Raw genomic sequence first — 25,552 nt, forward strand, 5'->3', positions numbered from 1 at the left:
GCCGTCTCAGTACCTCTTTCCGGGCCGCGATCCGAGGAAGCCGTCTGCGAGGTCCACGACCGCCGCCACCGCCGGCCGCCGCGCCGGCCGGCTCTTTCCGCTGCCGAGCCCACCGGTCAGGTTCACCAGGGGATGCGATTCCACCTCGGCCTGTAGCCGGGCGAGATCATCAGGGGTTTCCACGGTCCCGGACCGTACCCAGCGCGCTCACTTCACGTTACGGCCGTAACAAGACGTTCGCAGGCCGTAGTTGATACCTCTGTGAGACTCCGGTGCGGCGCCTCGGGGCTAGGGTCGTGACCACCGCGGGCCCGGCGGTCCACTCCTTCCGTCCCTCTCTGAAAGGGCTCCTCGTGAAGTTCACCCGATGGCTGCCGACCGCAGCCGCGACCTTCCTCGCCCTCGCCGCGTTCGTCGCCGGACCGGCAGCGGCCTCCGCGACCGCAGCCGCCGCCCCGGCGGCGGTCCGTGCCGCGACCGCCCCGGTCTCCGCCACAGCGAAGCACTCCCCGGGCGTCGGCGACGCACCGCGCAGCAGAGCGACCGGCGAGGCAGCAGCCCAGGTCACTCCAGTGTGGTCGACCACGGCGCAAATCTGCTCCAACTCCCCGATCCCGGACGGGTGGGTGGTCACGAGCTCGTACCGCAGCAGCGAGTGCGTCACCGGCGTCCGGTACAGCATCACGAGCGTGACCACGGAGGTCGCCCTCCAAGTGTGTTCCGACTCTCCGATCCCCGCCGGGTGGGTGGTCACGAGCTCGAGCCAGAGCAGCATGTGTGTCACCGGGGTCCGGTACAGCATCACGAAGGTGACCACGCAGATCGCCCTCCAGGCGTGTTCCAACTCTCCGATCCCCGCCGGGTGGGTGATCACGAGCTCGAGCCAGAGCAGCATGTGCGTCACCGGCGTCCGGTACAGCATCACGAAGGTGACCACGCAGATCGCCCTCCAAGTGTGTTCCGACTCTCCGATCCCCGCCGGGTGGGTGGTCACGAGCTCGAGCCAGAGCAGCATGTGCGTCACCGGCGTCCGGTACAGCATCAAGAAGGTCTGACCGGCTGCCGTCGGCCTGCCCGGTCCCCGCTCGCGCGCCGTACTCCGAGCCGGTCGTGCCCCGCCGCCCACGCGGCGGGGCACGACCGGCTCAAAGCTGGCCGACGTACGCCTTGCCCCTCCCGTCCAGTGCCACCCCCGCGATGCCCTGCCCCAGGCCGGTGGCGATCGTGGTCTTCTGCCCGTCCGGCAGGTCGACCGCGATCAGCTGCCCGTCGGTCCAATTGGCGATGTAGGCCCTGCTCGCCGCCGTGTGCAGGTCGGCCAGGTCGAAGCGGGTGGGATCGAGGGCGGCCTCGCCGAGCTTCCACGCGGTGGCCCCGGGAGTACTACGGGTCGGCTGCCTGCGGGGGCCAGGCGGGCGCGGCACCGGGCCTCGGAGGCACGGGGCGCGGCGGCACTCATGCGGGACCGGCTCCGGAACCGGTGGCTGGGGCGGGGAGGGCGGGAGTGGGGACTGCAACGGCTTCACCAACCAGCAGTGGGTCCTGCCCGTCTGACGAGACGGACAGGGTGTCCGCCGGCCCTCAGGAGGGGCTGGCGGACGCCCTGTCGATCTCAGCTCGTCACCGGCCTGCACCTGGAGAGGACGACGGTGGCGAGCAGGGCGAGGCCTTGGTTGAGTCTGCGGAAGTACGTGGCCCGACTCAGGTGCAGCCGGATCGCGATGAACTCATGCCCGCCGCACCGCTCCACGTAGTACTGCGACAGGATGCGCCCGGCTTCCACCTCCGTCGCGACAGTGCTCTTCAGCAGGTGCTGCACGCCGGATTCGAGGAGTTCGCGCAGTGTGGCTGGGTCACCGGCCACGGGCAGCAGCGGGCTGCAGGCCAGCAGCTGCGGGCGGTGCAGGCCGTCCAGGGCCTCACGGATGCGGCGGCTGAGCCAGGCCGCGTCGTCGGGCAGCACCGGGGCCGGAGCCGGGGGTCTCAGCCGCTCCAGCCAGGGCGGCACGCCGCCTTCGCCGGCGAAGTCCTGTGAATACACCCGGCAGGCGGAGCCCCCGCCGTACACGTCGTGGCGGAGCTGACCGTGTGCGCGGACCCCCACGTGCTCGTAGAGCGCCTGGTACTCGGGGGAGGGTGTCGAGGTGACCAGCCGGCCCCGGCCGATGGCTGAGGACAGCAGATGCCGGAAGAGCGCCGACCGGGCCGCCTCCTGCCGCTCCTCGTACACCGCGAGTCCGATGAAGAGCCCACCGCCGGACGCGGCGTCCGCGTGCTGCTGGAGCAGCGGTTCGAGGACCGCCACGGTCGCGTCGTGAATCGGCGCGGTGCTGCTGAGTCCGACCGGTCGGTCCTCCCGGTCGCACACGACGTACACGCCTTCGGGTACGGCGTGGAGCACCGAGCCGAGCAGCCGCTCGGAGCGCCGGACGTCCATGCCACCGCGCTCCGCCCACACGCGCACCAGCCGGCCGACGTCGGACGCATCGTCGGCGCGGGCCGGACGGACGTGCACGGGTGTCGTCACCGGGCTGAACAACCGCCGCACCGGCCCGTCCAATGACGCGAACAGCGATCCCGCCATCCGGTCGCCTCGAGCGGCGCCGGTGTGCTCGGCGGGTATCAGCCTCGTGTGGTGCGCGGCGGCCAAGGTCCGCGCCGAGCGGTACGCCACGGGCGTGCGCCAGCGCAGGGCCTGGTCGAAGACGGTGCGAAACGGCTCGGCCACGGCCAGTCCGAGCGCACCCGGGACGACCACGCTGCACGCACGTAGACGGCCGAACAGCGTCCCGTCCTCACCGAGTTGGGTGAGCAGCTCCGCGTCGCACTGCCCCACGGCCGCGACCAGCATCAGCGCCCGCTCGATCCCGGCCACCTCGTCCCCGAGCCGCTCGCATACCTCGCGCGCCGCGGCGTCGGCTGCGGCGTCGAGTGCGCCTGGTACGTCCCCCGGCGCGGTGTGCAGGGCTCGGCAGAGAGCCGAGGCGAGCAGTACGTTGCCGCCCGCGAGCCGCAGCACGCCGTCACGCAGGTGCGGATGGGTGATCCCGAGTCCGTCGACCATGAGGCCGATTTCTTCATCCGGCCACGGCTCGGCTTCGACGGGGATCACCTCGACCCCCGGACGCCACGCGCGGTACGACGGCAGCGGACGACGGCTGGCCACCACGACCGGACCCCCGGCCGGGAGCGCGAGCCGCGCGAGGTCGTCCTCGCTGCGGATGTCGTCCACCACGGGTACGACAGTGGCGAGTTCGGCCAGGATCGCCGACTTCCCGCTGCCGACAGGACCCGTCAGGTTGATCACCACGGGCCTGGTCGCCGTGTCAAGTAGCGCTTCTATCGCGGCTGTTCGGCGCTTGACCTTCATGATCACGCGATGGCCTGCCCAAAGAGGGCCTGTCGGAGCCGGTCGGATCGGAACGGGATGCGCACTGTGCGGTGACCCTCCTCTATCGCGGATCGGACCAGGTCGACCGACGCGGCCCGGCATGGTCTTTGCCCTCAGATCATCACAGTTCTGTGCGTCATGTTCGACCTCGGACAGGTCCGAGGATCCCGACCGAATCCAAGGATTCTTCCAACGCCAACGGCCAAGCAGACAGCCGAATTCCTGGCTGTAGTGGGCAGTGTGATGGGGCTGGACGCACCCCACGTCGCGTTCGGGGTCGGACAGGCCTGCTCGCCCATCCTCCCGGCCTGACTCATCGAGCCAGACCCTCGATGGGGATCAATCGCTGCTGACGTGTCGAAAAAACAGACAGGCGACATCAAAACCAGCCCCACGCCCCTTGCGCAGCCCCTCGCGGGGCAGCGGCCGAAGCAGCGTCCGGAGCCGGCGGTCTCAGGGATGTGTACGGGGCCCGCTCCGGCGGGAGATGCGGGTGTTCAGGCGGTCCCAGACCAGCACGATCGGCGCCTTGACCAGCTGGTGGACGCCGTCGATCAGCGCGATGAAGTCCCGCTCGCCCACCCTGTGACGTGCGCCTTCCCTGCAGGATGGCTCTGCAGACGGTGGCACAGCCGGGTTCTGGAACCGGGCCGCATCGCGATCAGCCCGGCCGCCGACAGCCTGGTGGGGGTCGAGCGCATTTTGAGGGGACGTCGAGCGGCTGTCGACAGGATCTCACTGCTTCATCGAGCGGTAGGCAAGCCGTTCTGTCGCGTCCGACCGATCGTTGACCGCCGGGCGGGTCCGCACGCGTTCTCGCGCGGCGGTTCCGCCGGGTCCGTACGGGCGGACACCTCGCCGTCGACCCTGGGGGGTTTCGTTGCGAACCACACGATCGTTTCCGTCGGGCGCTGGTCACCCGGCCCCGCGCCCGCCCCGCCTGCCCATCGGATGGGCCTTGGCGGCCGCCGTCACGGCGCTGGCGCTGCTGGTGCCCGCGGCGGCCGCCGCGGAACCGGGTGGAGGTCTGAGCCCGAGGGGGGCCTCCCCATGGTCGCCCCGCGCGCTGGACGGGCTTCGGTCGGTGCACGGCCGTCCCGCGCCCGGAGCGCTGCCCGCCGCACCTCCGGGGGACCGCGCTCCGCGCTGGAAACCCGGCCCGAGCCGGTGGCCGGCGGCGGGCTCGGCCGAGGTGCTCCTCGCCCGAGCTCCGGCGGGTGCCGCAGGTGCCGCGGGAACGGCAGGTGCAGGTGCGGCGGGCGTCGGCCGCGGTGCGAGGGCGCTCCCGGTATCGGTGTCCGCCGTGCCCGGTGCGCAGTCGGCGGACGGTGCGGTGGGCCGCGGGGCCGGTGCTGCCGCCGTGGGCGGGCGGGTCGGTGTCTCGGTCGCCGATCGTGAGGCGGCTCGTCGGGCGGGGGTGGAGGGGCTGTTGGTCTCGCTCGTACCTCGGAGCGCGGGCGCCTCGGGCCGGGTGCGCGTGGGCTTGGACTATTCTGCGATCCGCGATGCCTACGGCGGCGGTTGGGCCTCGCGGATGAGGCTGGTGTCGCTGCCTGCCTGTGCGCTGACCACTCCGTGGGTGGCACGTTGCCGTACGCGGACGCCGGTGCGGGGAGCCCGTAATGCCGTGGGGTCCGCCCGGCTCACGGCCGAGGTGGTCCTCGCGGCTCCTCCCGGGGCGTCGTCCTCCGCCTCCGGGCGCGCTTCCGCCTCCGCGCACGGCGGTGCCGCTGTCGCTGCCGCACCATCCGCCCCTACGGCCTCCGCATCCGCCTCCGCCGCGACGGTTCTCGCCGCCACGGCCGGGCCCGTCGGTTCTGCCGGCGACTTCACGGCGACTTCCCTCTCCCCGACCGGCTCCTGGTCGGCGGGCGGCAATGCGGGGTCCTTCCACTGGTCGTATCCGCTCACGCTGCCCCCGGCCCTCGGCAATGCCGCGCCCTCGGTGGCGCTGGCGTACGACTCGGCGAGTGTCGACGGGCGCACGGTGAGCCGCAATGCGCAGTCGTCCTGGATCGGGGACGGCTGGGACTACAGCCCCGGCTACGTGGAGCGCACCTTCCCGAGCTGCAAGCAGGACGGGAAGGAGGGCACGGGGGAGGTCTGCTGGAGCGGGAAGCAGCAGGTGGTCATGTCGTTGAACGGCTCCACGCTGATGCTCGTCCAGGACGACACGGACAAGTCGTGGCGCACGGCCGACGGTTCCCAGAACCGTGTCGAGCTGGTCAAGCTGCCCGCGGGGGTCGGCAACGGCGACAACGACGGCGAGTACTGGAAGATCACCACGGCGGACGGCACCCGCTACTACTTCGGGGCCGAGGCGAAGCCGGGCACGACCACGGGGCCGTTCTCCCACGCGACCTGGACCCGTCCGGTCTTCGCAAATGATCCCGGTGAGCCCTGCTACCAGGCCGACTTCGCGGGGGCCTGGTGCCAGCAGGCCTGGCGCTGGAACCTCGACTACGTGGTCGACACCCGCGGCGGGCTGGTCTCGTACGCGTACGAGGGCGAGTCCAACCAGTACGCCCGCAATCCGGATGCCGCGCACCCCGACGGCACCCTGACCCCCTACACCCGCGGCGGTGTCCTCACCGAGATCGGCTACGGCTCCCGGCTCACCGACGCCGGCGGCCCGACCGCCCGCGTGCTGTTCACCTCCGCCGAGCGCTGCGACCCGGCGGTCAACGCCCAGGCCGACTGCTCCAAGCCGCCCACCAAGGCGACCGCGGCGGCCTGGCCCGACGTCCCGTTCGATCAGAACTGTGACGCCGGCGCCCCCGTCAAGGAGTGCAAGAACTACTCACCGACCTTCTGGAGCACCAAGCGGCTCGCGAAGATCACCACCCAGGTCCTCACCGGCGGCACCCCCGCCACCGTGGACGAGTGGACCCTGAACCACCAGTACCCCAGCCCCCAGGACGGCACCACTCCCTCCCTGTGGATGGCCTCGATCGCCCGCAGGGCGTATGACGGGGCGGCCTCCCTCGACCAGCCGTCCACCGACTTCGCCGGGCAGTTCCTGCCCAACCGGGTGGACGCCGCCGCCGACAACCGTCCGCCGCTCAACCGCCGCCGCATGACGGCCATCACCACCGAGTCAGGCCTTCGCATCGCCGTGGACTACGCGGCCCCCGACTGCGCAGCCGGCCAGTTCCCCGCGCCCGACGCCAACACCCGACGCTGCCAGCCGGTGTTCTGGAACCCCGACGCGGGGACCTCCATGGATCCCACCCTCGACTGGTTCCACAAGTACGTGGTCGCCGGCATCTCCGAGGTGGATGCCACCTCCGCCGGAGCCGGCCCGTCCCCGACCCGCACCACCCGCTACGAGTACGTCGGCGGCGCCGCCTGGCACCGCGACGACAGCGAGCTCACCGAATCCGCGTTCCGCACGTGGAACCAGTTCCGCGGCTACGGCGAGGTCGTCGTCCGCAAGGGCAACACCCAGGCCAACGCCGCCGACAAGACCACCCAGACCTCCACCGTGTACCTGCGCGGCATGGACGGCGACCGCAAGGCCGACGGGTCGAAGCGCGTGGTCGCCATCCCGGGCGGCACGGCCTCCGACGCGGAGGTGTTCGCCGGCTTCGCCCGTGAGACCCGCGTGTTCGCAGAGAGCGGCGGGGCGCTGGTGGCGTCGACCGTCAACGACCCCTGGAGCGGGCCGGTCACCGCCCGGCACACCCGCGGCCCGGGGCTGCCGGACGCGGTCGCCCAGTCGGTGCGTACCGCGAAGAGCGCCACGAGCGTGCTGCTGTCCGACGGCAGCCGGCGCACCACCTCCAAGACCAATACGTACGATCCGGTGTCGGGCGCGGTACTCACCGAGCTGGACAGTGCCGCGGGGCTGCCCGACTACTGCACGACGACCTCCTACGCCTCCAACGCGGCCGCCAACATCATGGCCGTGCCGGTCGAGACGTACGCGGTGGTCGGCGGCTGCGGCACCGCGCCCGGCGCGGCCACCACCTACACCCACACGCGCACCCTGTACGACGGGCTGCCTTTCGGCCAGGTGGGCGCGGTGGGCGCCCCGACCACGGCCCAGGTGGTGGACGCGTACGACGGGGCCGCGCCCTCGCACACGCTGGACACCGTGACCGAGTACGACGGCTACGGGCGCACGGTGAAGGTTACCGACCCGTCGGAGGGCACCACCACGACGGCGTTCACGCCGGATGTGGGCGGGCTGCCCGCGCGGGTGGCGGTGACCGGGCCGATGGGTGCCGGCTGGACCGTCAGCACCGACTACGCCGGGCCGCGGCACCTGGCGGTGAAGACCACCGACGTCAACAACCGGGTGGCCGAGATGGCCTACGATCCGCTGGGGCGCCTGACCCGGGTGTGGCAGCCGGGACGCAGCCGGGCCTCGCAGAGCCCGAACTCGGAGTTCGTGTACGCCGCGAGCAAGACCGGGCCGAGCACGGTGACCACGAGGACCCTGCGCGACGACGGCACGTACCGGAACTCGTACCAGATCCTGGATGCGTTCCTCCAGGTCCGCCAGACGCAAGCCGCCCCGGTGGACGAGTCGCCGGGCCGGATCCTGACCGACACCTTCTACGACTCGCTGGGCCGGGTCGTGAAGACCAACGAGGCCTACTGGGACAAGAGCGCCGGGCCTTCCGGCAGCCGGTTCCTCGCCAACGACACCGAAATCCCCGCCCAGAACGGCGTGTTCTACGACGGCCAGGGCCGCAAGACCGCCGAAACCCTGTCCTCGCACGCCGTGGAGCAGTGGCGGACCACCACGACGTACGGCGGGGCGGACCGGGTGACCACGGTGCCTCCGGTGGGCGGCACGGCCACCCTGGTGGTCAACGACGCCCGGGGCAGGACCGCGGAACTGCGCCAGTACACGAGCCGTGGTGACGCGGGCAGCGACGGCGCGGGCACGTACACCGCGACCCGTTACGCGTATGACCCGCGCGGGCAGCTGCAGAAGGTGACGGACGCGGCGGGCAACGTCTGGACGTACGGTTACGACCTGCTCGGACGGCGGACGGTCGACTCCGACCCGGACAAGGGGCGTACCGAAACCCACTACGACGCGGTGGGCCGGGTCGCGTGGACCAAGGACGCGCGCGGCCGGATCCTGCACACCACCTACGACAAGCTGTCCCGCAAGACCGGGCTGTACAAGGACGCGGTTGCGGACGAGAACCTGCTGGCCTCCTGGTCCTACGACCGGCTGGCCCGCGGGCAGGCGGACGGCTCGACCCGGTACACCGGGGGCAGGGCCGGAGCGGCGTACACGTCTCAGATCACCGCTCTCGACGGTGCGTACCGGCCGCTCGGCGTCAAGGTGACCATCCCGGCCGCGGAGGGGAAGCTGGCCGGCACCTACACCACCGGCACCACGTACACCCCTGTCACCGGCAAGCCCCTCACCAGTGCCTTCCCCGCGATCGGCGGCCTGCCGGCCGAGACCGTCACCACCGGCCTCACCGACAACGGCCTGCCGGTCAGCCTGTGGAGCGAGGAGTCGAACTACATCAACCGGACCGCCTACGACCCGTTCGGGCGGATACGGCGGACCGTGTACGGGGACGTGCCCCGGCAGGTCGCGTACACGCCGCAGTTCGACGAGGCCACCGGCCGCCTGACCGCGACCGCCCTCGACCGGCAGCGCGCCCCCGGCGACACCCAGGTCACCGGCTCCGTCGACGCCACCAGCCACGGCTACCAGCCGGCCGGCAACATCACCTCGATCAGCACCCGCCGCGACGACGGGCCCGCCGAGTTCACCACCGACCGGCAGTGCTTCGCCTACGACCACCTCAGCCGCATGACCGAGGCCTGGACCGACAAGGGCACCACCTGCGCCGCCACCCCCAAAGCCACCGACATCGGCGGCCCCGCCCCCTACTGGCAGACCTACACCTTCGACGCCACCGGCAACCGCACCAAACTCATCGACCACGACCCCACCGACCCCACCGGCACCAAGGACACCACCACCACCTACACCTCACCCCCCACCGGATCCGACCGCCCCCACAGCGTCACCTCCACCCGCACCACCGGCCCCACCGGCACCACCAACGCCACCTACACCTACGACCCTGCCGGCAACACCCTCACCCGCCCCGGCAATCAGAACCTCACCTGGGATCCCGAAGGCCGACTCGCCACCAACGGCGCGAGCACATACCTGTACGACGCCCAGGGAAACCGGATGCTGCGTCGCGAGGGCGGCCGCGTCACCCTCTACCTCGGCGCCGACGAACTGACCCTCACCACGGCGACGGGCAAGCTCACCGCCACCCGGACCTACCCCGGATTCGGCGGCGGCCCCTCGATCGTCCGCACGCCGACCACCCTGTCCTACGTCGCCGACGACCACCACGGCACGGCCGGTACCGCCCTGGACACCGGGACCCTGGCCATCACGCGCCGCGCGCAGAAGCCGTACGGAGAGGCCCGCGGACCCGCACCGGCGGTGTGGCAGGACGACAAGGGCTTCCTGGGCATGCCGCAGGACGCCTCGGGCCTGACCCACATCGGCGCCCGCGAGTACGACCCCGCGCTGGGCCGGTTCATCAGCACCGATCCGCTGATGGACCTCGCCGACCCGCAGCAGATGCACGGCTACGGGTACTCCAACGCCAACCCGGTGACGTACAGCGACCCGACCGGGAAGATCTGGGGGATCCCCTGCTACGAGACGGGTGACTGCGCGGATCCGAAGGGCGGCACGATCGGCGATGGCGGCAGCGGCCCCAACAGCGTGAACCCCACGCCCGACTGCGATGCCAACGGTTTCGTCTGCGGGGGCGACGCCCCGGCCGGGATGCCCACCGCGGGTCCCAGGAAGCCGAAGCACGGCTGCAACAGCTGGTGCCAGGACCGCCTCCAGGACCTGCTGAACCACACGAAGGACAAGAACAGCAAGCTCGCCATCGAGGTGAAGACGTACATCGAGGTCCGCGCGGGCCTGAAGCCGTGCGAAGTGAGCGGCGCCGGCCCGGGCATGCGGGCGGGCTGCATGGAGAAGTCGGACCTGCCGGGCTCCGCGGACGGCATGGACGAACTCCTCGCACAGTGGATCTCCGGGAACGGCGGGAGCTTCGTCTACACGGGGAAGGACGAGGTGGTGAAGCAGATCGCGCGCACGGGCGGAGCCAACAACGCCCTCCGGGAGGTCTTCAACGTCACCCAGCAGTTCGGCGGCGGCGCCACGATCGGCGGGCCCGTGGACCACAACGGCGGCAAGAACTGGAAGTCGTTCGCCAGCGACGTGCTCGGCATGCTCACCCACGGCACCATCGGCACGTCCCATCCGGAGGACGTCCTCGGCTCCTACAACATGGTCGTGCAGACCATCGACAAGAGCAAAGACCACGTCCAAGTGGCGGTGGGCATCTACAACGCCACCGGCATCAACTCGCTGACCCATTTCCTGCCCAACGTCAGCCCGGGGACGCCCGGCGCCACGGTGGCCCAGCACTACTTCTTCACGGTCACCGTGACGGACCGGGGGGTGACCATCGACTGACGCGAGCTGCGCGCAGCGGGACGGCGAGCGCCGGCGGCCCCTGGCCGTCGGCGCCCGCCGCTGCGGTGGTCACCCGCGGCCTGGCGCACCGGCCGGTGGTCACTACCTCCGGTCCTCGACCGCCCAGCCGTCCCCGAGTTCGCGGCGCAGCGTCCGCAGCGCGGTGTCGGCCTCCCGCCGGAACGCTTCCTGCTGTTCACGGGGCCAGGGGGAGGGGCCGGCCGGGTCGTCCCAGTCGAGGGAGGAGTGGTACAGGGCGGCGAGCCTGGTGAGTTCGCTGCCGGTCGCCGCGGCAGCAGTGGCCGGGTTCGCGGTGTGGAATCCGGTGGATCCTCCGCTGAGGGCGAGGCACAATCCGGCGGGGGTACCGGGGCGAGGGAGAGCTTGTTTGGACGTGTTCGTGTGTGCCGGCTGCGGCACGGAGCTGACGGCGCCGGTGTCCCGGGTCGCTCTGCCCGTTCACACCCATCACGGGGCGTGGGAGGAACTCCATCCACCGCTGATGGAGGCTGCCACGTACGCTGTCGACCCGCGGCCCACCGGACCTCCCTGGCGGTTGTGGGAGGAGACCGGCGAGGACGCGGCTGCCCGGCAGGGCGTATACGCCCCGGTGTACCGGGTCTCCTTCGGTGCGCGGAACAGGATCGTCATCGCCCCCGGCGACTCCCGGTCCATGGTCCTGATTCCCGAGAGGTGCGAGGGCTACTGCCGGGGTGTGGACGGCCGGGCCGGCCCCAACCTGGCGTGCGAGGGGTGCGGGCGGGCCGTGGCGACACGCATGGACGACTGCGGACTGTGGCAGACGGTGTGGCTGGAGCCCGATGCGGTCGTACGCCGTCCCTCGGGGCTCCCGGCCGGTCCGTCTCCTGACTGGCACGACCTGGAGCGCGCCGAGCACCGCGTCCCGCCCGTCGAACCGGACGGGTCGTGGAGCCGCCGCTGGGAGGCGGCGGTCGGGGTCGCGCTGGCTCACCTCGTGGCGGTCACCGAGGACCGCTCGGTGACCCTCCCCGCCGGTCCCGTCGCCGAGTTGCTCGGCCATGCCATCGGCCGGTGTCTCCCCGCTGGCCCTGGGGCCCGGTCCGTCGAGCTGGCCGGCCCGGGGATCCGCATGCCCCGGCCCCGACCCGACGTCCTCCTCGTCCCCCGCCACCCCCTCACGGGCGAGCCCTGGCGCCCGCCCGGCGACGAGGGCGCCGTGGTGCCGCTGGACAGCGGTGTCTGGGCGTACCTCGCCCACCCGGGCGAGACCTCGCCGCAGCCCGCCACCGGGGTGCTTCCGGAGGGCGTCCTGCGCGACGACTACCCTCTGCCGGAGCACCCCCCGTACCCGCTGTCCCCCCACCGCTACGCCTTCGCGAACACGCTGGTCGAGCTGCCTGCCATACGCGGTCCCCGGCTGCGCAGGTATCGCGACGCATAGTCGCTGGTGACATGAGCCGTACGCTTGGCCTGCGGCTTCGGCCTGCACGTGCTCCTGCCCGAGACCGACCTCATGCTGACCGTGTGCCTGCCCGTCCGTAGCGGTCGGCATCGTCCCGGCAGGGCCGGCAGAGCCGGTCGGCGGGGGTGGGGGTGCCATGTGGCCAGCGGGCTCCGCATCCGGTGCACGCGGCGCGTTCCCCGAAGGTGCCTGCTGCTGCGTGTGCTGCGTGTCTGGCGTGGTGGTGGGCGCGCATCCGGGCATCGACCGCGGCGTGGACGGCTGCAGGTTCGGCGCCAGGCATCGATGCGCGTACGTGGGCGGTGGCCGCGTGTCGGACGGCAGTTCCGTGCGCAGTGCGCCCTTGCCCGGTCCGTCGGCACCCGCTGGTGAGTCGCTCACGCTCACCGGCCCTCTACTGCCGGTGGACGAGGACTGCCATCAGCCAGGGGCCTTGGGGGTTCAGTGAGGGTTCCCCTGGGGGTTTGTCCGCCATTTCGACGCTCACCTCCCCGACGATCTGACGGTGGCCACCCGTCATTCTGACGGGACACGACGTCAGGGCTCGGTCCCGGTCGTTCGGCGGGATTGTCACCATCGAAGGTGATCACCTCCATGGGGTTGTCCCTGTAGTGGCGTGCGGGCCGCGCAGCCTTGCAGCGGGCGACCGGCGCCGTACCACCCGGCCCTGGCCGGAGCCTGGTTCACCGCCGGCCGCCGGCCCGTCCCGGCGCTGCGCCGCGGGCACCGGTCCCGTCGCGCCCGCGCGCTGCCCGGCGGACCCTGCCCACCCGCGGGGCCCGCGGTGCTCACGGCTGGCCCGGGCCGGCCTTGTCCGCCGCTGCGGGCCGGCCGATCCATGTGTCGTAGACAGGTCGGGCCCGTGAGGCCATCGCGGCGAGCTCAGCACGCAGGTCGTCAGCGGCCGGGCTGCGCCCGGCAGGCGCAGATGATTGCCGCGGCCACCCACAGCGTCGCCACAGCGCCGGGGTGGTCCACCAGCACCACGGACAGGCCGGACACCACCGCGACCAGCAACACCATCAAGGGCCAGTCCCACTTTCGGTACCGCCCGAGCCGCGCGGCGAGCTCCCCGTCGAGGCTCTCGCCGAGGAGCTCGTCGAGAGCCTCGGCCACACGGTCGTCGATGAGGTCGCCGAAGCGGCCCTCGAAGAGAAGCGGATCGCCGCAGGACACCCGAGTGGTGGTCATCGACCTGTCCTCCATCATCAACTGGTTCGCTGCCATGGCCACAACTCTGTCCGTCAAAGCCTCCGCTGCCAGTCCTGCCTGCCCACGGACCGGCGGCGGGTTTTCCCTACCTCGAACTCGTGGGTTGTCCGCGTGCCGCTGGCGCGGGCCACCCGCCTAGTGTTTTAGGAGTCAGGGGATGAATCGAGAAGCATGGGACCACGATGGACGAGTACAGGAGCCGGGATGCCGGCCCCGACAGGTGGTGCGGGCCGGATCAGGTGACTGGGAAACCGAGTTCGCAGACGGGGACCGCGGGCCAGGTCCTGCCGCGCAATCCTGTGCGGGCTCTGAAATTGCCCCAGCTGTGGTTGGCGTCCGCGCACTTGGCGGCCGACGGCGTATCCGCGCTCGCCGGCTTCGCCGTGCTGATGCTGCTGGTGACCGGAATCTGCCTGTTGCCGGCCGCCCTCATCGGCGCACCCCTGGTGATCGCGGCGGCCTGGCTGCTGCACCGGCTCGCGGATGCCGAGCGCGACCGGTACGCCACCCTGTGCGGGCTGGAGATTCCCGCACAGTCGGCTCCGGAACTGTCCGTGAACCTGCTGCGGTCCACGCTCACCGTGCTGACCAGCCGCTCCACGTGGCGGCAGGTCTGCTACTTCGCGCTGCTGATCCCGGTGTCTGCCCTGAACGTGGTCGCGGTCGCCCTGGCCTGGGCCGGCCCGACGATGCTGGCCCTGCTGCCCTTCTACTACGCGGAGCTGCCCCTGGGGCGGGCCGCTATCGGTCCGCTGAACATCGACAACACGGGCACGGCCCTGGCCGTCGCGGCGGTCGGAGTGCTCGCCGGCCTGACGGTGTCACCGGTGGTGGTACGCACCCTGCGGGCCCTGGACATCTTCCTCGCCCGCACTCTGTTCGCCCCCTCCCGGGACACCCGACTCACCCAGCAGGTCGCGTACCTGACGGCCAGCCGGGCCCGGGTGGTCGACGCCGCGGAGGCCGAGCGGCGGCGGATCGAGCGCGATCTGCACGACGGTGCGCAGCAGCGTCTCGTCGCCATGGCGATGACTCTGGGCCGGGCCAGCTCACGGCTCAAGGGCGCGGGACACCCCGAAACCGTGGAGCTGATCGAGAGTGCCCGCAGTGAAGCCCGCCAGGCCATCAACGAACTGCGCGACCTCACCCGGGGACTACACCCGCCGGTCCTCACCGACCGGGGGCTGGACGCCGCGCTGTCCGCGGTGGCCGCCCGTTCCCCGATCCCGGTCACGATCGACTTCGATGCCGTACCGAGGCCGTCCACCACGGTCGAGGGCATCGCCTACTTCGTGGTGAGCGAGGCCCTGACCAACGTGGCCAAGCACGCCGCGGCGAGCACCGCCTGGGTGACGATCCGCCGCATGGACGACCGGCTGACGGTGACGATCGGCGACAACGGTATCGGCGGGGCGACCCTCGGGCGGGGCAGTGGCCTGAGCGGCCTCGCTGACCGGGTCTCCGGGGTCGACGGCAAGCTGACGGTCTCCAGCCCGGTCGGCGGGCCGACCCTCATCGAAGTGGACATGAAATGCGCGTAGTGATCGCCGAGGATTCCACGCTGTTGCGGCAGGGGATCGTGCTGCTCCTGGAGGAGCAGGGCATCGAGGTGGTGGACGCGGTCGGCGACGGCGAAGCCTTGCTGAGAGCCGTCGCCGAGCACCATCCCGACGTGTGCGTTGTCGACGTACGCATGCCGCCGACCTTCGTCGACGAGGGTCTGCGCGCCGCATTGGTCATCCGCAACCGCTGGCCCGAGGTCGGCGTGCTCGTCCTCTCCCAGTACGTCGAGGAGAGCTACGCCATCGACTTGATCGCCGACGACACCAGAGGGGTCGGCTATCTGCTCAAGGACCGGGTCTCCGACGTCGACGACTTCGTCGAGGCCCTGAAGCGGATCACGCTGGGGGACACCGTCCTCGACCCCGAGGTGGTCAAGCAGGTGCTGGCGCGCACCCGCAAGCGGGACCCGCTCGCCGCGCTGTCCCCCCGGGAGAAGGACGTCCTGTCAGGCATGGCCGAAGGCCGTTCGAACTCGGGGATCGCCGCACAACTGGTCATCGGTCCCGCCGCAGTCGAAAAACACATCAGCAACATTTTCGCGAAGTTCGGACTGCACCCGGAGGACGGCAAGAACCGCCGGGTCCGCGCAGTCCTGCGCTACTTGGGAGCTTGAAAACAATGTCCTCTGTCAAGAGCCGGTTCATCATCAGCAGCGGCCTGATCGTCCTGCTCGTCGTCGTCGCCGTGGGCGCCTGGTCCGTGGTCAACGTAATGAAAGCCCGCGACAGCTTCTCCGCAACCGACCAGGCCGACGCGTCCGCCGCCACCCTGCTGAGCATCGACACCGCGCACGCGGGCGTCTCACTGAAGGCGAGCAGCGACTCCTTCGTGCATGTCTCCGCCACCGGCAAGTACACCGGCAGCACCCCGCCGAAGCTGACGACCAGCACGGCCGGCGCGACCATCACCGTGTCCCAGTCGTGCTCCGGCGACTGCGACGATTTCCGTCTCGACATCTCGCTGCCGGAAAAGCTCGCGGTGAAGGTGACCACCGTCGACGGGGGGACCACCGCGCGAGGCCTCGCCGGCAGTCTCGACATCAGGACGCGCTCGGGGGGCATCGACCTCACCGACCTCTCCGGGGCGCTCGCCCTGAACAGCACCACCGGCCAGATACATGTGGCCGGCGCCACGTCCGACCGGTTCGAGGCCACGACGACGGACGGCGAGGTCAGGGCCGCATTCCGCACTGCCCCCACAATGGCGAACGTGACCACCGGCGACGGCGGCGTCGACCTCACCCTGCCTTCCTCCGGCTACTACATCCAGGCCACCAGTGCCAACAGCAACCCCCAGATCGACATCCCGGTCGACCGCAAGGCCAACCACACCGTGACGGTGAAGACGGACAACGGCGGTATCGACATCCACCATTGATGGAAGCCAACCGGAATACACCGGAAATGTTGGCGCGGGGGGCTGAGGGCAGCCCCGGGCAGGCGGCCGGCGCTGCGCGGTGGCGTCAGGCTGCCGGCGCCAGACGGGTGGCGGGTGAAGCCAGGGCGGGAGCGCCGTCCGGGACGGGTACTGCGGCGAAGATCGCGTCCTGCTGGCCCTGTAGCTCCTTCTTGCGCTCGGGACTGGTCGACGGCAGCCGCTGCTCCTCGTACAGCTTGTGCGTCTCCTCCTGAGCGAACTTGCTCGCCGGGGTGTGGAACTGCACCTCAAACAGCTGCCGCGAAGCGGGCGCGCGCCAGCCCGTGTTGAGGCCCTTGTAGCCCTTCTCGCGGCCCCAGGTGTTGGACCACTTCGTGGTGTCGCTGCCCCAGGCGGACAAAACCTCCGAGGCGATGGTGACACCGGTGACGTAGCGGTGGTCAGGCCATAGGAGGGTGTAGCGCACCGCGTCACTCAGGCGCGCCAGCACGTCGTCGGTAGCGGCTCCAGCGGGAGGACGTGTAGCGTGGTGCGTTCGATGTCCAGACGGTCGGCGGGTATCTGTCCGGCCGCCCGGTGGCGGCGGGAGTTCACCACATCACACCGGGTCAGGCAGGCGTCCGCGAGCTCGGCGAAGGTGTCGTAGGCGGGCAGCAGGTTCGCGTCCGTGGGCACCAAGTCGCCCTTCGCGATACGGACCGTGGCCTCCGCACCACCCTTGGACTCGGGGCCGCAGGGGACGCACCTGACCACCTGGCAACCGTAGTGCTGGCTTGCGGCGACCATCTGCGGGTGCCGGACCGGCATCCCGGCGATGTGCTCGACGGTGACCGTCCTCGCGTTGTCGGTCAGTACGTGGGGCGGCGCCCCGCCGATCCAGGGCAAGGCGGTGTCCAGGCAAGCCACCAGCGTGCCCAGGGTGCAGTCCCAGACCGGAATGACCACTCTGAATCGCGACCTCGCCAGCCACGCGCAGAACAGCCAGGCCCGACGCCCGCCGATACGGGGCCCTACTCCCCAGTCGACCTGCAGCCATCGACCCGGCTCCGGGATCCAGGGCCGGTAGGTCCGGCGTTTGCCCGCCTTCCACGGGGTCTTCGCCGTGTTCACCGCCCGCCGGGTCGAGCGGGATCACCGGCGCCGGCACCGCCTTTTCGACCAGTTCGCTGATGCTTCGCAAACAACAGCAAACCGGACGGAGGGGTCCCCTTCAGACAAGGAAGCGATCAGGAACACCGAGGGCCGGACGGGCCATCCACCTGGATTTCTGGTGGCCATCACCCGGGACGCAACTGGCCGCACACCTGGACTTTGCCACGTCCGCCGACACGGCGAACGGCGAGCGGGCAACGCCCACGGGCTCATGGCCAGCCGGGGCACTTTGCGGATGCCGCATCACCCAGGGATCGCTCTTTCTGCCCACAGCCGCACCTCGGCCAGGACCCGTTGCTGAGCACTATGTGGACCGGGCTTGTTCCAGGTTCGCCCATACCACCTGATCCCCCAGCCCGCAGCAGCTGCCCCCGCGGAACAGGCCGCCGCCGCACTTGCGGGGCTTTCCGCAGTGCCCGTCCGTGTCGGTGCATTGCAAGCCGCCATCGTCCTTCTCGGCGCGACCGCCTGCGAATCCGACGACGAGGGGCTGCGCGCTGCCGCCGTGGCCCCCGTTGCCCATCTCCGTGGGGCCATGGAGACGCCGGCGTCCACGAACGGCCCCCACGACAGCGCCTGGTTCGCGGCACCGCCGCCGAGGAATCCCCAGTAGCACCGAGAGGGCCGCACGCCGGGCGGCCCTCAGGGCTACAGCGCCTTGACCAAGGTCCGGTAGACCGGGGCGCCGTCCCACGGCTGGGTGAGGCCGACGCACTCGTACCCGAGCCGGTCGTACCAGGCGGACGCCGCGGCCTCCGGGCGGACGGTGAGCGTCACTCGCTCCGCCGCGACTCCGTCCAGCAGTGTGGTGTGGAGCTTCCGGCCGACGCCCTTTCCGCGCCAGGCGGCCAGGACGGCGAGCTCTCTGATGACGACGGTGCGGTGGCCGTCCTCCCTCGTGAACTCCTCGCTCAGCGCCGACGTATCCAAGAACCCGCCCCACCATCCGGTGTTGGAGGCCAGCGGCAGGCTGTACGCGAACCCCACCAGCTCATCACCGTCACGGGCCAAGACCAGCCGGAAGCCGGGGATCTTGTGCTCACGCTGGTACCCCTCCAGGAACCCGGCGACGTCCCGCGGCCCCTCCAGGTAGGGCGGTTCCGCGAATACGGCCTCGTACACCGGCGCCATGTCGTCCAGCGCGGCCCGGGCGGCGGCCGGGTCGGTGACCAGGGTGTAGTCCACGTATCTCCTTGATGCTCAGCGTGGGGGATGGGGATGAGGATGGGGGTGCGGCTGGGGATGGATTCGGTCCAGCTCGCGGCGGGCCAGTGCCAGGCCCTCACGCGCACGGCCCGACGACACCTCGGTCAGCAGGGCCTCGCCCTGTTCGATGTGGTGCACGGCTTCCTCGACCTCGCCGGAGCGGGCCAGGGCCCCGGCGAGGCCGGCGCGTTGTAACGCTTCGTTTCTGGCGTACGTGGCCTCCTGCCGCTCCAGAGAGCGGCGGAGCCACTGGACGGCGGCCTTGTGATGGCCGGCAGCCGTGAACAGTTCGGCCTGCGCGGCCGCCAGCTCCGCCGGCCCGTGGAACTGCGTCCACTCCGGAGCGGGCCGGCTCCCGCGGTCCTTCTCGTACAGACGGGCCGCCGACGCGAGAGTGGTGCGTGCCGAAGCGGAGTCGCCCAGCATCGCGAGCGCCCGTGCCTCGCGGGTGGCGAGGATGGACAGCAGCGACGGCGGTGCCCACGGGGCGGCGAGTGAGGCCGCCTGCCGGGCGTGGTCCAGGCCGGCCCGCGGCCTGTCCTCGCGTAATTCCAGGAGCGACAGCGAGGCCAGCACCAGCACCGCCAGGGAGTCGTCACGCAGTTCCGTCGCGGTGTCCCGCGCCCGCGACCAGAAGCGGCGGGCTCGGCCGTGGTCGCCGGCGTCGAAGGCGAGCCAGCCGACGTGCTCGGCGGTCTCCCCGGAGATGAGTCGCAGCTGCCGGCCGATCGTTTCCGGGTACGTGCCGGTGTCGATGAGCCGCTGCACGCGGGAGAGGTGTGCGGCCGCGAGGGGTCCGACCGTCGCCCCGCCGAACCGGTCGTCGAGCCCGTACAACGAGCCAAGACCCGCCCGGAGGTCGGTCACGGTGTCCGTGCCGACACGAGGCCCGTCGAACGCAGCCGCAGGCGCTGCCACCCCGGCTATTCCGAGGGCCGTGCCGCCCGCCGCGGCAAGGAAGGTACGGCGTTCCACAGGATCAGGCCTCCTCTCACGTAGTTCGGGAATGGGATCCAGCACCGGCACCGGGGCCACCACCGGGTTGCGACGGTGCTCGGGGACCTGGAATCCGGCCTGTTCGAGCGGTACCCCCAGCATCGCTTCCAAGACTCGCTGGCGGCCGGGCTGCGGACACGGCGGGGACGGCGCCCGCCATCGGCGCACCTGCCGGTCGGTGACGTCCTCACGCTCGCCGATCCGCGCCGCCACCGCCGCGTACGCGCGGATGAACATCGAGGGCGAACGCCACCCGAAGCCGTCCACGAGCTCGGCGAACAGCGTTGTCATCTCTGCCTGTTCGGACACCCGGATACCCTTCGCCTCACGGCCTTGTGCCCCCTCCCGCACGGTAGAGCCACACCGCCCGGAATATTAAGTCGGACCGAGGCCGGAAAGTCCGCCGGAAAGTCCGGCACACCCCACGACCGGTCCCGGCCGCTGGGGGTTGACTACCCACTGCACACCCCCACGGGAGTGCGTCCCGGAGAAACAGCCGGGACGCACTCCGGCCCCGAGCTGTCGCGGCCAGGCAGGAGGTACGAACTTGATCAGGGACGACCGATCCAGGCGAGCTCAATCCGCCGCGGCCGAGGCCCCGGTGATCGGCGCCCTCGCGGGTGTCGGTGATCAGGTCACCGACGCCCAGGGGTTCAGGGCCATCGTCACCGACATCCGGGGCGGCACCGTGTGGGTCCTGCGCCCGGTCGCCGGCGGAACCTCCCGCTGGGAGACCGACCAGCCCGACGGCCTCACAGTGGTCCGGCGCCGCGCGGACCGGATCACCGACCCCTGAGCGTCCGGATCGACCACCGAGACTCCGGCCGGCACCTGCCCGACCGGTCAACCCGGCACCACCGAAGCGAAGGAGGAGCACCTCATGGCGAACAGCGGAAGCGGTAGCGGGAGCGGAAACGAGGACGGAAGCGGCGGCGGAGGAGGGAGCCACGGCGGCGGATCCGCGCCCATCAGCACCCCGCCCCCGCCGCCCCCGCCCAGCCCGGACACCAGCACGCCCCCCGGCGGCGGGAAGCACCGGTAAGTCATGACCGCCACCGCACGCCAGGAGCGCCCCAGCCGTACCGAGCTGGGGCGCTGCCTCATCGAATCCGGCGCCCTCGCCTCCGACTGGACGCCCACTTTCGCCGCCGTCGACCGCGCGCACTTCCTCCCCCAGGTCATGTGGCCGTTCATTCCGGCCGACTGGCAGGAGTACGAGCACGCCGACGGCGCCCCCTCCGCCGCCCGGTCCGTTCCCGTGGACAGGGCGGCCGACTCCCGCAGTTGGTACGGGTACGCCGACTCCGACCTTTCGATCGTCACACAATGGGACGACGGCCGGCACCGCGGCACCGACCCCGGCACGGTGGCGACGTCGTCGAGCTCGCAGCCCTCCGTCGTCTACCGGCTGCTCGCCGCCCTGGACGCGGACACGGGAATGACCGTCCTGGACGCCGGCACCGGCACGGGCGAGACCGCAGGACTGCTCACCCACCGGTGCGGGAGGGGGAACGTCGTCACCATCGACGTCGACCCGGCCGTCTCGGCCGCGGCCCGGGAACGGCTGTGCGCGCTCGGCCTGTACGCGGACGCCGTCACCGGTGACGCCCTCGCCGGTCGCCCGGGCACGTCGTTCGACCGCCTGTTGTGCACGTTTGGCGCCCGGTCCGTGCCCGGCGCGTGGCTCCAGCAGGTCCGCCGCGGCGGGCTGATCGTCGTCCCCTACGGAACCCACTACAGCAGCCGTGACGCCGTACTCCGCCTCACCGCCCACGGCGATGGCACCGCATCGGGCCCGTTCCTCCACGAGGTCGAGTTCATGAAGGCGCGGCAGCAGCGGACCGAGTGGCCGGACCATGCCGCGTACGTCACCGACTGGCCCGGCTCCACCGGGACCGCCGTCCGGCCCGACCACCTCGACGACGCACACCACGCGGTCCGCCTCGCCGTTCCCCACCTCGCGCACACCACCCACACCGACCACGACGGCGCCCCGGTGGCGTGGTTCTACTCCCTCACGGACCGGTCCTGGGCCGCCGTACGCTGGCCGGACGAGGACGGGCCGGGCATCGTCTACCAGAGCGGTCCACGCCGCCTGTGGGACGCGGTCGAAGCCGCCTGCCTGTGGTGGGAAGGCGAAGGCCGGCCACCCCTCAGCCGATTCGGCCTCACTGTCACTCCCGACGGCGAGACACCGTGGCTGGACGACCCGGGAACCCCGGTGGCCGGGGCGCAATGGCGCTAGGAGGACATGCACATGGGCGACCGCGAGGAATCAGAGCAATCAGAGGAATCGCTGGTGGAGTGGGCACGCAAGCGCGACCGCCGACGCGCCTCCGACCGGCAGATCACCGGCCGCCGCCGGGCCGAACCACTCGACCCGGCAGCCCGCGGCCGCGCCGCCCACCTCTCACCCGACGCCCCCCGCGTGCTCCTCGAACTGGACGACACGACGGGTCAATGGATCCCTGTCGGGCTCGCTGCAGACGCCCGTGAAGCCGCCGCCTTTCTGGCCGGCTGACCGGTACCGGCGGGCACGCCCCCGAAATCACCGTTCGCGGACCCCACGAAAGGAACCGCTGATCATGCGGTACGGAAAGCATGGCGACTGCGGGGAGAGGGCCACAAGGGTGGTGGAGGGTTACGGGCCACGCGGCGCCCTCGCCCGCATCGTCTACGCCTGCGGCGACCACGTACACGCCGCACAAGAAGACTGGCTGGAGGGCCTGACCGTGTCCCCGCAGGGGTACCCGACATGGCCGCACGCGTGTGGCGATTACACAGACCGGACCCGTACTTGAGGCCCTCTCACCTCGCAGCTGAGGACCCTGTGGCGCTAACGACGTCACCACGGCTTCACTCATGCCCAGCCCCTCAGCCAGCTTGTGGTGTTGTACGGATCGCAGCATTTCGCGACGGGTTGCTCCGGGGTCTGGCCCAAGTTGTTGTGTGGGCCGGCCTCTGGGCCTTCGCTTCCCTCGGAGGCTCGCTGGCACCGACGCTCACTTCCGGCGACGACGGACCACTGGGGACTGGAACATGCCGGCACTGCGGCACCTGTTCAACCGCATGCTCGGGCAGCTGCACCACTGGCTCCTGGCACGCGTCCCCTTCGATGAAGCGGTCGCGGTTCCCCCTCCTGTTGCTGCAGGGTGATCACTGAGGTCTCTCCATGACAGGCTGTCCCTTCTGAGCACCGAGGGGGAGCAATGGCAGATGTCGGTGGTTGGATCTGGGAGCGCAACCTGCGGTCGTTCCTGGAGTTGCTGTCGCACTACGTGGGCTACGGGTTCGATGCCACCGACTGGGAGACGGTGGCACTGGCGGTCGAGGCGACCGACGACGAGCGGCAGACCCCCGTCCGACATCCGGGTCTTCCTCGCCGATGCCGGGCTGGACAACGCCGAGGACGTAGACCTCACCGACCCCGACTTCGTGGAATGGCTAGGCGCCGGCCCCGAGGCGTGGGACCCCTCCCCCTGAAGCACCCTCCGCACCGGCGGACATGCTGCTCCCCGCCGAGCGGCGGCGACGCCAGGGTTTTGCTGGACGCGGGGCAGCCGGCCATCGGCGAAGTCGGAGCGCTCCCGTGCGCGCTGCGCCTTCTCTTCGAGGAGTCGGCGGAAGCCTGCCAGGGCGTAGCGCTCCCCGGTGGCCGCTCTGGGCCCGGGGATGCCGGCCACGGTGGCCATGCACTGCTGGGGCTGGGGGCTGGGGTTGCCAGCCGGTGACCAGCACCCGTAGGCGCATGCCTCGTCGCGGCGGTGCAGGCTCAGGAGGTGGAGCAGGCCGTCGACGTTCATGGCCGCAACAGCGTGCAAGTCCAGCAGGAGGTCGTGCTCGTCCATGGTCACGTGGTCCAGCGCGTGCTGGAGCACTTCTCCCGCACCCTCGTCGAGCTCCCCGGTGGCGCTGATCTGAATCGAGCAGGTGAATGCGGGACTCTGTCCAGAGTCCCGCGCCACTCGCGTGAGGAGCTCGACCATGACGTACGCCAGCAGCACCCGGCAGCCCGAGCCGGAGCGGGGCCCGACCTGGTCAAGGGGTGCTGAGAGCCCCGCAGCCGGGCCACGACCACGTGGCTTTCCGAGGACCGCGGTCCGAGGGAACTGATCATCCCGGGTGGCCCCTTCACACCACCCAGGCGCCGGTGCTGCGGCATCCGGAGGCCGTCCCTCCGGAATCCGAGGATGCCGTGCGGCTCTTCGCTCAGGCCGGGCGGGAGGCTTCGGCACCGGCGACGGCCGCCGGGTGCGCGACCGGAACGACGGGGTGGACACCGACCAGAGGGTCCGCCGAAGCGTGGGCGTCCGCCAGGGCGGCGGCCACCGCGTCCACCAGCGGGTCGGGGGCGTCCGCGCGGCGGGCCAGCACCAGGCGGCTCGGCGGATGGCCGTCGACCGGGACGAACGCGAGGCCGGGGCGCGCGTGCCGGCGCGCGGCGCCGGCCGGAAGTATCCCGGTTACCCCGTCCCACACCACCGCGTGCAGGCATTCCTCGACGGACGCCACCACCGGGCCGGGAGTGTCCTCGTCAGCGGCGAGCCAGTACGCGCGCCACCGCGCGTCCGTCCCGGCCGGCAGCCGGAAGCGCGGCCTCCCCGCGAGTTCCCGCACGTGCAGCCGCGACCGCGCGGCGAGTGCGTCGTCCGCGGGCAGCGCCGCCACCAGAGGCTCGACGCCGAGCTGACGTACCGTCAGTCCCGAAGTGTCGAAGGGGAGACGGGTCAGTGCCAGGTCGGCCCGACGCTCGCGCAGCCCGCCCGTCGGATCGGTCACGGGCGCCTCGTGCAGCCTCAGACGCAGTCCGGGGCGGGTGTCGCGCAGTACCGCGAGCGCCGCGGGGCAGGAGTCCAGGCCGGCGCCGGCGACAGCGCCCAGGACGACCTCGCGTACGGACTCCGCGGCCCGCACCCGCTCGCGGGCGCGCTCGGCCCGGGCCAGCAGGTCGCGGGCCTCCGGGAGCAGGACCTTTCCTGCCGCCGTCAGGCGCGCACCGGTCGGGATCCGGTCGAACAGACGGCACCCCAGGTCCGCCTCCAGATCGCGGATCCGGCGACTGAGGGGCGGCTGGGCGAGGTGGAGTCGCACGGCGGCACGGCCGAAGTGGCCCTCCTCCGCGACCGCGACGAAACAGCGCAACGCCCTCAAGTCCATGACCGGCCACGATACCGACAACGGCACCGCCCCTGCGGAACCGGTCTTGGACGCGGGGGCGGGGTCCGGGATGAGGTGGAGACGTCCCACCACCATCGACTTCCCGAGGAGTACCATGTACGCGCACCCCGACGACCTCCACCGCGCCCGCTCCGTGGGCGCCGCCGCGGCGCCCGAGTTCGCGGCCTGGCTCGCCTTCCAGAACGCGGTCGACCGCGAGGACGGCGCCGTCCCCCGCCGTTACCGCGAGCTGATCTCCGTGGCCGTGGCCCTCGTCACCCAGTGCGCGTACTGCCTCGACGTCCACACCGCGGCCGCCCGCAGGCACGGCGTCACCGCCGAGGAACTCGCCGAGACCGCGTTCGTCACCGCCTCGGTCCGGGCCGGCGGAACCCTCGCCCATGCCCTCCTCGCCGACCGCCTCTACGAACAGCACGGCCACCACCACCCGTCCGCCACCTCCGCGAGCGAGACCACCCCCTCCGGCTGACGGCCCACCGGTCCGGCGCTCCGGCAACGGGACCAGCATTCCGGCGAGGCAGCCCTGGCCGGTGCC

General features: G+C 71.5%; 20 protein-coding genes and 2 pseudogenes. 10 read left to right on the top strand and 12 right to left on the bottom strand.

The annotated features are described in order from the left end of the window. Positions 1-6: 6 nt before the first annotated feature. The 5 genes and pseudogenes from OG764_RS36995 to OG764_RS41860 all read right to left on the bottom strand — a co-directional run. On the bottom strand, positions 7-183 hold the full coding sequence (locus tag OG764_RS36995) for a hypothetical protein (RefSeq protein WP_328972717.1): 177 nt from the start codon (positions 181-183) through the stop codon (positions 7-9). A 34-nt stretch (positions 184-217) separates the two neighbouring features. Continuing rightward, on the bottom strand, positions 218-1,024 hold the full coding sequence (locus tag OG764_RS37000; RefSeq protein ID WP_328972718.1) for a hypothetical protein: 807 nt from the start codon (positions 1,022-1,024) through the stop codon (positions 218-220). Between the two features lie 121 nt (positions 1,025-1,145). Further along, a complete protein-coding gene (locus OG764_RS37005) occupies positions 1,146-1,424 on the bottom strand; it encodes a hypothetical protein (RefSeq protein ID WP_328972719.1) in 279 nt (92 codons plus the stop codon). A gap of 188 nt (positions 1,425-1,612) precedes the next feature. Next, positions 1,613-3,310 carry a hypothetical protein gene (locus OG764_RS37010; RefSeq protein WP_328972720.1) on the bottom strand — a complete coding sequence of 566 codons (1,698 nt, stop codon included), beginning with the start codon at positions 3,308-3,310 and terminating at the stop codon, positions 1,613-1,615. Positions 3,311-3,871: 561 nt separating this feature from the next. Continuing rightward, a pseudogene (locus OG764_RS41860) lies at positions 3,872-4,074 on the bottom strand (IS630 family transposase); the annotation flags it as partial. 944 nt (positions 4,075-5,018) lie between these two features. On the opposite strand from OG764_RS41860, the gene OG764_RS37020 reads away from it, so the two are divergent. Beyond that, on the top strand, positions 5,019-10,889 hold the full coding sequence (locus OG764_RS37020; protein ID WP_328972722.1) for an RHS repeat domain-containing protein: 5,871 nt from the start codon (positions 5,019-5,021) through the stop codon (positions 10,887-10,889). Between the two features lie 102 nt (positions 10,890-10,991). Here the strand turns inward: OG764_RS37020 and OG764_RS37025 are convergent, their stop codons facing one another. Then, on the bottom strand, positions 10,992-11,243 hold the full coding sequence (locus OG764_RS37025) for a hypothetical protein (RefSeq protein WP_328972723.1): 252 nt from the start codon (positions 11,241-11,243) through the stop codon (positions 10,992-10,994). A gap of 34 nt (positions 11,244-11,277) precedes the next feature. On the opposite strand from OG764_RS37025, the gene OG764_RS37030 reads away from it, so the two are divergent. Further along, a complete protein-coding gene (locus OG764_RS37030; protein WP_328972724.1) occupies positions 11,278-12,312 on the top strand; it encodes a hypothetical protein in 1,035 nt (344 codons plus the stop codon). Positions 12,313-13,230: 918 nt separating this feature from the next. Here the strand turns inward: OG764_RS37030 and OG764_RS37035 are convergent. Then, positions 13,231-13,560 carry a hypothetical protein gene (locus tag OG764_RS37035; RefSeq protein ID WP_328972725.1) on the bottom strand — a complete coding sequence of 110 codons (330 nt, stop codon included), beginning with the start codon at positions 13,558-13,560 and terminating at the stop codon, positions 13,231-13,233. Between the two features lie 299 nt (positions 13,561-13,859). On the opposite strand from OG764_RS37035, the gene OG764_RS37040 reads away from it, so the two are divergent. The 3 genes from OG764_RS37040 to OG764_RS37050 are packed head-to-tail and all read left to right on the top strand — an operon-like array spanning position 13,860 to position 16,485. After that, positions 13,860-15,086, top strand: coding sequence for a sensor histidine kinase (locus tag OG764_RS37040; RefSeq protein WP_328972726.1), 1,227 nt, complete (start codon positions 13,860-13,862; stop codon positions 15,084-15,086). Beyond that, the gene (locus OG764_RS37045; RefSeq protein ID WP_328972727.1) at positions 15,077-15,721 is read left to right on the top strand and encodes a response regulator transcription factor; all 645 of its coding nucleotides are present in this window, start codon (positions 15,077-15,079) and stop codon (positions 15,719-15,721) included. The genes OG764_RS37040 and OG764_RS37045 overlap by 10 nt, the downstream gene beginning before the upstream one ends. A gap of 5 nt (positions 15,722-15,726) precedes the next feature. After that, positions 15,727-16,485, top strand: coding sequence for a DUF4097 family beta strand repeat-containing protein (locus OG764_RS37050; protein ID WP_328972728.1), 759 nt, complete (start codon positions 15,727-15,729; stop codon positions 16,483-16,485). An 85-nt stretch (positions 16,486-16,570) separates the two neighbouring features. Here the strand turns inward: OG764_RS37050 and OG764_RS37055 are convergent. The 4 genes and pseudogenes from OG764_RS37055 to OG764_RS37070 all read right to left on the bottom strand — a co-directional run. Continuing rightward, positions 16,571-16,984: pseudogene (locus OG764_RS37055) on the bottom strand (ATP nucleotide 3'-pyrophosphokinase); the annotation flags it as partial. Continuing rightward, on the bottom strand, positions 16,960-17,430 hold the full coding sequence (locus OG764_RS37060) for a hypothetical protein (RefSeq protein WP_443056164.1): 471 nt from the start codon (positions 17,428-17,430) through the stop codon (positions 16,960-16,962). The gene OG764_RS37060 and the pseudogene OG764_RS37055, both read right to left, overlap by 25 nt. A gap of 855 nt (positions 17,431-18,285) precedes the next feature. Further along, a complete protein-coding gene (locus OG764_RS37065; RefSeq protein ID WP_328972730.1) occupies positions 18,286-18,822 on the bottom strand; it encodes a GNAT family N-acetyltransferase in 537 nt (178 codons plus the stop codon). A gap of 15 nt (positions 18,823-18,837) precedes the next feature. Further along, positions 18,838-20,148 carry a hypothetical protein gene (locus tag OG764_RS37070; protein WP_328972731.1) on the bottom strand — a complete coding sequence of 437 codons (1,311 nt, stop codon included), beginning with the start codon at positions 20,146-20,148 and terminating at the stop codon, positions 18,838-18,840. 238 nt (positions 20,149-20,386) lie between these two features. Between OG764_RS37070 and OG764_RS37075 the strand changes: the two genes are divergently transcribed. From OG764_RS37075 to OG764_RS37095, 4 genes are all read left to right on the top strand, one after another. Then, positions 20,387-20,635: a hypothetical protein gene (locus OG764_RS37075; RefSeq protein WP_328972732.1), complete on the top strand. Its 249-nt coding sequence runs from the start codon at positions 20,387-20,389 to the stop codon at positions 20,633-20,635. A 249-nt stretch (positions 20,636-20,884) separates the two neighbouring features. Next, positions 20,885-22,084 (top strand): protein-L-isoaspartate O-methyltransferase family protein, encoded by a 1,200-nt coding sequence (locus OG764_RS37080; protein ID WP_328972733.1) that lies wholly within the window; start codon positions 20,885-20,887, stop codon positions 22,082-22,084. Between the two features lie 12 nt (positions 22,085-22,096). Beyond that, entirely contained in the window at positions 22,097-22,360 is a 264-nt protein-coding gene (locus OG764_RS37085; RefSeq protein WP_328972734.1) for a DUF6087 family protein, read from the top strand. A 1,243-nt stretch (positions 22,361-23,603) separates the two neighbouring features. Further along, complete coding sequence (locus OG764_RS37095; protein WP_328972735.1) at positions 23,604-23,891, top strand: hypothetical protein; 288 nt, start codon at positions 23,604-23,606, stop codon at positions 23,889-23,891. 157 nt (positions 23,892-24,048) lie between these two features. Here the strand turns inward: OG764_RS37095 and OG764_RS37100 are convergent, their stop codons facing one another. After that, a complete protein-coding gene (locus tag OG764_RS37100) occupies positions 24,049-24,996 on the bottom strand; it encodes a LysR family transcriptional regulator (protein ID WP_328972736.1) in 948 nt (315 codons plus the stop codon). Between the two features lie 115 nt (positions 24,997-25,111). Between OG764_RS37100 and OG764_RS37105 the strand changes: the two genes are divergently transcribed. Next, the gene (locus tag OG764_RS37105; protein ID WP_328972737.1) at positions 25,112-25,486 is read left to right on the top strand and encodes a carboxymuconolactone decarboxylase family protein; all 375 of its coding nucleotides are present in this window, start codon (positions 25,112-25,114) and stop codon (positions 25,484-25,486) included. Positions 25,487-25,552: the final 66 nt, after the last annotated feature.

The sequence above is a fragment of the Streptomyces sp. NBC_00239 genome, from assembly GCF_036194065.1.
Taxonomy (GTDB): Bacteria; Actinomycetota; Actinomycetes; order Streptomycetales; family Streptomycetaceae; genus Streptomyces.